At 42.7% G+C, this 6,974-nt stretch carries 5 protein-coding genes; 3 read left to right on the top strand and 2 right to left on the bottom strand.

The window, feature by feature from the left end; translation table 11 throughout:
• Window positions 1-112: 112 nt before the first annotated feature.
• Window positions 113-892 carry an acyl-ACP--UDP-N-acetylglucosamine O-acyltransferase gene (gene lpxA / locus B4K26_RS09640; protein ID WP_296245174.1) on the top strand — a complete coding sequence of 260 codons (780 nt, stop codon included), beginning with the start codon at window positions 113-115 and terminating at the stop codon, window positions 890-892.
• A 305-nt stretch (window positions 893-1,197) separates the two neighbouring features.
• Entirely contained in the window at window positions 1,198-2,550 is a 1,353-nt protein-coding gene (locus B4K26_RS09635) for a sodium-dependent transporter (protein WP_296245171.1), read from the top strand.
• A gap of 195 nt (window positions 2,551-2,745) precedes the next feature.
• Here B4K26_RS09635 and tgt read toward each other — a convergent pair whose 3' ends face one another.
• Together tgt and asd are read right to left on the bottom strand one after the other, a co-directional pair.
• Window positions 2,746-3,897, bottom strand: a complete 1,152-nt coding sequence (tgt, locus tag B4K26_RS09630) for a tRNA guanosine(34) transglycosylase Tgt (protein WP_296245169.1) — start codon at window positions 3,895-3,897, stop codon at window positions 2,746-2,748.
• A gap of 187 nt (window positions 3,898-4,084) precedes the next feature.
• Entirely contained in the window at window positions 4,085-5,218 is a 1,134-nt protein-coding gene (gene asd / locus B4K26_RS09625; RefSeq protein WP_296245166.1) for an aspartate-semialdehyde dehydrogenase, read from the bottom strand.
• A gap of 591 nt (window positions 5,219-5,809) precedes the next feature.
• On the opposite strand from asd, the gene B4K26_RS09620 reads away from it, so the two are divergent.
• A complete protein-coding gene (locus tag B4K26_RS09620) occupies window positions 5,810-6,931 on the top strand; it encodes an endonuclease/exonuclease/phosphatase family protein (protein ID WP_296245163.1) in 1,122 nt (373 codons plus the stop codon).
• The last annotated feature ends 43 nt before the right edge of the window (window positions 6,932-6,974 follow it).

Below are 6,974 nucleotides of genomic sequence, written 5' to 3'. Positions count from 1 at the left end.
TTAACAACAGTTGTATTTTTAAACAGAGCGGGTATTAGGGTGATTGTTAACGCTAAACGGTCTGTATTTGTTTTACCATTTATTTGCATCAGATGACACAAAGGCCCACATTATGAGTCAGATCCATCCAACAGCACTCATCTCCCCGTCCGCTAAGATAGATGAGACTGCCATCATTGGTCCTTATTGTATTGTCGGTGATGAAGTTTCCATTGGCGCACATACGGTTTTGCATCGGCATGTGGTCGTAGCGAGACTCACGCGTATTGGGGAATACAATCAGTTTTATCAATTTGCCAGCATCGGTGAAGACCCGCAAGATTTAAAATATGCCGGTGAACGAACTTGGCTTGAAATTGGTGATCACAATACCATTCGCGAGGCGTGCAGCTTGCACCGTGGCACTGCACAAGACAGTGAGCTGACCAAGATTGGTAACCACAATTTATTAATGGTCAATACCCATGTGGCTCATGATTGTTTAATTGGTGACCATAATGTACTCGCTAACAATGTCGGTGTTGCAGGACATGTGACCATCGGTAATCATATAATTATTGGCGGCAACTCAGGCATTCATCAGTTTTGTACCGTTGATGATTACAGTTTAGTCGGAGGCGCAAGTTTGATTTTAAAGGACGTGGCTGCTTTTACTATGGTTTCTGGCAACCCTGCTAAAGCTCATGGTTTAAATGTTGAAGGTATGCGCCGTAAAGACTGGTCTAAAGAAACGATTGACATATTGCGCCAAGCGTACCGAATCATCTATCGTTCAGGATTGACGACAGCTCAAGCACTTGATATTTTAAAAGAAGAATTGTTACCCGAAGAGCCAAAAATTGCCTTGCTGATAGATTCCCTACAAAAAAGTCGTCGCGGCGTTGTTCGGTAAACATTGTTTTGTAATTATAAAAATAGTGTTAGGACTTAATTCTCAAATAAGTATTTTTTATAAATTGTCCTTATAAATATAAAGAGCCATAACTATTAGTTATGGCTCTTTATATTTAACGCTACTTGACTTTTTTGGTCGCTTAGCAGAAACTGAGCGTTTACGATATTGTAAACAATTCTTTCATAATGTTGCTAGGTGTGTCACATTGACACGTTGATTGAATAGCTCTCTACAATAAGGCGCTATTTAGGATAATCAAGGAAGGTTATAAGCAGCATTAATTGAGGCATGAGGAAGGCAAAATGGCTATTAATAAACAAGAACACGCCCAGTGGAGCTCAAGTTTTGGCTTCGTACTGGCAGCAGTAGGATCGGCAGTTGGTTTAGGAAATATCTGGAAGTTCCCTTATATGGTTGGGGAGAGCGGTGGTTCCGCTTTTGTTATCGCTTATTTATTTTGTCTTGCTCTGATTGGTTTTCCAATTTTGGTTGCAGAGTGGTTGATTGGTCGCCGTGGACAAAAAAATCCTATCAATACTTATTCTGATGTTGCGGCAAGCGAAGGTAAGTCCCGCAGTTGGGGTATTGTCGGTGCGACTGGTATTCTAGGTGGCTTCTTGATTCTATCGTTTTATAGTGTCATCGGTGGTTGGGCACTCAACTACATCACCAAAGTTGGCTCAGGAAGCTTTGCCGGTCAAGATAGTGATTCTGTCGCTGCTACTTTTGATGCGATGTTGGCGTCAGCGGGAACCTTGACAATTTGGCACACTGTTTTCATGGCTATCACCGCTCTCATCGTTGGTGTGGGTGTGACTAAGGGTATTGAAAATACGGCTAAGATTTTGATGCCGTTATTGGGCGTGATTTTATTTGTTATCGTTGGCTACAACGTTATGAATGGTGGTTTTGGCGAAGCGGTGAACTATCTGTTTGCGCCTGACCTTAGTAAGTTAAATGGCGATGTGATGCTAGCAGCACTTGGTCATGCTTTCTTTACGCTATCTATTGGTATGGGTATTATGGTTGCTTATGGTTCTTACTTGGGTCATGACGTCAATTTGTTAAGCACGGCGCGTACGGTTGTCATTTTGGACACGGTTATCGCTTTAGCGGCTGGTCTAGCCATTTTCCCAATCATTTTTAATAACGGTCTTGATCCTGCTTCAGGTCCTGGACTTATCTTTGTCAGTCTGCCAATCGCTTTTGGTAGTATGGGCGCAGGCGCTATCATTGGTACCTTGTTCTTCTTATTGATTACCTTTGCCGCCGTGACGTCATCAATCTCGCTGCTTGAGCCAACGGTTGAGCTTTTAGAAGAACGTACGCCAATGAGCCGTACAGTATCGACCATTGTGGCTAGTATTGCCGTTTGGTTATTAGGTATCGCAGCCTTGTTATCATTCAACCTATGGAGCGATGTTACCATCATGGGAAATGGTATCTTTGACGCCTTAGATAAGGTCACCAGTAAATTTATGCTCCCTTTAACCGGTCTTGCCGCAATTATTTTTGTCGGTTGGAAAATGGATCAGCGTAGCATTCAGCAAGAGCTTGGATTGTCTAATGGTACATGGCAATTATGGCAAATCATTGCTAAATTCGTGGCGCCGATTGCTGTCCTTATCGTTTTTGTGACTACTTTAATGGACTAAATTGTGTTCATAAATACTATAAGCTGTATTCTTAAAATAAGAACGTAGCCTAGATAGTAAAAATGACCCATTAATGAAATACAAAAAGGGCTTAAGAAATATCTTAAGCCCTTTTTGTATCTTAACTTTCTTAGTTTAAAGATTGTGATACAGGTCAAACAGTTCTAAAAATGCTTAACGTAACCTTAAAAAAGCCTAACGTAAATTGAGCTCAGGAACGCTTTGACCGCGTTTACTATAGAACTCATTTACAAACTCATCAAATCTATCTTGTTCAATCGCGTCTCTGATACCTTGCATCAAGCGCTGATAGTAGCGTAAATTATGAATCGTCGCCAGCTGTGCACCCAGCATCTCTTTACATTTATTCAGATGTGATAAGTAAGCACGGCTAAAGTTTTGGCAGGTATAGCAATCGCATTCAGGATCTAAGGGACCTTCATCGGTGCGATATTGGCTATTACGTATTCGTATGATGCCCGCGTTCTCGGCGTCACCAGTAACAAAGTAATGACCGTTTCGCGCGTTGCGAGTTGGCATCACACAATCGAACATATCAACGCCACGGCGTACCCCTTCAACAAGGTCTTCAGGCTTACCAACACCCATTAAATAGCGCGGCTTGTCGGCCGGCATATCATCAGCGATATAATCTAGGACGTCTATCATCTCTTCTTTTGGCTCGCCAACCGACAAACCGCCGATAGCATAGCCATCGAAGCCGATTTCAAGTAGCCCTTCTAGAGATTGCTGGCGCAAATCGGCATACATACTGCCTTGAATGATACCAAATAAGGCATTGGTACTGCCCAGCTTCTTATGTTCATCAACACAGCGCTGTCCCCAGCGTAGTGACAACTCTAGAGATTTTTTGGCCTCGTCATGAGTGGCAGGATAGGGCGTACATTCATCAAACTGCATCACGATATCTGAATTCAAGCTATACTGAATTTGCATCGATTTTTCTGGCGATAAAAATACTTTTGCGCCATCGATAGGTGATTTAAAAGTCACGCCTTCTTCGGTAATTTTACGCATTGCCCCAAGGCTGAATACTTGAAATCCGCCAGAATCAGTAAGTATAGGCTTATCCCAATGCATAAATTTATGCAATCCACCGAATTTATCAATGATATCGGTTCCCGGACGCAGCCATAGATGGAAAGTATTGCCTAAGATAATATCTGCGCCAATCGCTTCGATATCACGTGGCAGCATGCCTTTTACGGTACCATAAGTACCCACTGGCATAAAAGCAGGCGTTTGCACGTCGCCATGATTGAGATGAACCGTACCACGGCGTGCGCGGGTGATACCGCTGGCCGTTTTGTGTAAGACAAATTGCATAAGATAACCGCTATTTAAGCTATGAAAATGGCGCTAATTATAGCATTGTTAAGCGTTTTTTTGGACATCGATATTTAAGCGGCAGATAATTCTCATAGATAGGAAAGCCAGCTATAAAAACAATCTAATGACCCATAAAAAAAGACAGCAATTGCTGTCTTTTTTATTTAAGATTAAGCCAATTAATTTAGCTGTTTTGCTCACGGATAATTTTTAGCATACGGCGTAGCGGCTCTGCTGCGCCCCACAATAATTGGTCACCAACGGTAAAGGCGCCGAGGTATTCAGGACCCATATTAAGCTTACGTAGGCGTCCTAGCGCAACGGTCAAAGTGCCCGTCACTGCTACAGGCGTCAAACGGTTCATGGTCGCTTGTTTGTCGTCTTCGACTACATCTAACCATTGGTTACCGCTATTTTTAAGCGCGGCTTCGATTTCTTCTAGTGGGATGTCTTTTTTGAGCTTAATCGTTAGCCCTTGAGCGTGGCAGCGCATGGCACCAACGCGGACACACATACCGTCAATGGCAATTTTATCTGCTTCAGAATTACCAAGAATTTTATTGGTTTCAACGCCGCCTTTCCATTCTTCACGCGACTGTTTGTTTTCAAGCTGCGCGTCGATATAAGGAATCAAACTACCCGCTAATGGTACACCAAAGTACTGTTTAGGAAAATCATCTGAGCGCTGCGTTTGGGCAATTTTTTTATCAATCTCAAGGATGGCGCTGGCAGGGTTGGCAAGCTCGTCTTTAACGGCATCATGAAGCACGCCCATCCCTTCGATTAACTCGCGCATATTGTTGGCCCCAGAGCCGCTCGCTGCTTGATAAGTCATGGCGCTGACCCATTCGACCCAGCCTTTATTAAACAGCTCACCGATTGCCATGAGCATCAGTGACACGGTACAGTTACCGCCGATAAAGTCTTTTTTGCCATTCGCAAGTGCTTTATCAATGACGCTGCGGTTAACGGGATCAAGAATGATGATGCTGTCGTCTTCCATACGTAATGTGCTTGCCGCATCAATCCAGTAGCCATTCCAGCCGCTATCACGCAGGGGTTGATGTACCTTTGAGGTGTAGTCGCCACCTTGACAGGTAATAATCACATCGCAAGCAGCAAGTGCTTCAATATCATGAGCATCTTTTAGTTGGCTGGTCTTAATACCGTCAAAGCTTGGTGCGTCGCCGCCTGCATTACTGGTTGAAAAAAACACCGGTGTGATACCATCAAAGTCTTTTTCTTCACGCATACGCTCTATCAATACTGACCCGACCATACCGCGCCAGCCTACCAAGCCTACTGTTAAATTACTCATGAAACTGAATCCTTTTTACCATAAATTGTTGCATCGCCAACCGATAACAATGCCGTGAATAGCATTAAAAAGCAAGGTTTTTTAAAGAATTCACAGTGTTTTTTAAATACAATTTATTATATGCAATATAACGTTGAGCGATGATTATGCTAGCTATTATGACAAAACGAGTGTGACGAAGCGTGGCATTAGGCTTAATGCTTATCATTAGTCTTGCTACTTTTTAAGCTTAATGATTATTAACAGTGCCAACGCCGCTTAAATACAAGCTCATCCTATCAATATAGTTTTTTATAGCAGCATTTTTTGCACTCTAGGTAGACTAAGGGCATCAATGAAAGAAGGCTTTATAAGTAACGTGGATAATATTAAAAAAGCTCAGATTGTAACTTTTTATAGTGGCTAACGCATAATTAATGTTCAGTAGTAGGCGCTGGCCTGATGAGATGCTAAAGTGAGCAGCTACTATTTAACTCGTTATAAAGGGGCAGATGCCAGCAGCTCAATCAGTTTTTTAGCGTAAGCGGTCATTATATTAAAAACCTCACTCAATCACTGGCTTAGCCATTCAATAAACGGTCGACACACACTATGGATTTTTCCTTATTATATTATGGTGCACAGTGGTTAGCGGGATTAATTGCCTTTGTTACTATTTGGGGATTACTACCCCTGGATAACTGGTGGGTGCGCGGTGTTGAATTCCCCAGAATCCAAATTATATTTCTCGGTGTTGCTGCTTGGATTATCATGTTAGTGTTTTGGTCGGATTGGCAGTTTGCGCAGAGGCTGTTATTTATCGTCTTAAGCGTCGCGTTAGCCTTTCAGCTTAGAATGGTATTGCCCTATACTAAACTGTGGAAAAAAGAAGTGCTAAGTGCCAAAGACATGCCAGAGGGGCAAGCGCACCAGCTTAAAATCATGGTTTCAAATGTTTTAACACCTAATGATAATACTCAAAAATTGGTTGAGCTGGTAAAAGATAAGCGCCCCGATATTCTAATTACTTTAGAGTCGGATAAAAAGTGGGAAACCGCCCTCAATCAAATTGAAGCGGATTACCCTTATACCGTCAAAGTACCCTTGGATAATTTGTATGGTATGCACCTGTATTCTAAGCTTGAGCTCATAGACCCCGAAGTCAAATATTTGATGATTGATGATATTCCTTCTATTCATACTCAGATGCGCTTGCAGGGCGGGCAAGTTATCTGGCTATACTGCTTGCATCCTATGCCGCCAAGTCCGACAGAAGCGGATAAATCTACGACCCGTGATGCTGAGTTGTTGATGGTTGGAAAATATATCAAAGAAAATAAGCAAACGGCGATATTGGCAGGCGATTTAAATGATGTGGCTTGGTCGAAGACCACCCGCCGCTTTCAACGTATCTCAGGCTTACTAGATCCGCGAATTGGGCGGCATTTTATCAATACCTTCCATGCCGACTATCCGTTCTTACGTTGGGCGCTGGATCATATTTTCCATAGTGCCTGCTTTACCTTGGTCGATATCCAGCGCATGCCTTCTATTGGCTCCGACCATTTTCCGGTTTTGACAACGCTACAATACGAGCCCGAAAAAGCAAGCACCCAGAAAACTAATGCACCGACCGAACAAGCAGAAGATGTCAAAGAAGCAAAAAACACCATCGAAGCAGGTAAGGAAGAGGGCTGTAAAGTATCAAAAGAGCACGCCCAAGCAGATGATTAAGCCTTTTCATAAAACAGCTTAAATGGTCTTTTGAACGTTATTA

It is taken from the genome of Psychrobacter sp. UBA6766 (genome assembly GCF_002453355.1).
Classification (GTDB): Bacteria; Pseudomonadota; Gammaproteobacteria; order Pseudomonadales; family Moraxellaceae; genus Psychrobacter.
This window is presented reverse-complemented; position numbering and strand designations above follow the sequence as displayed.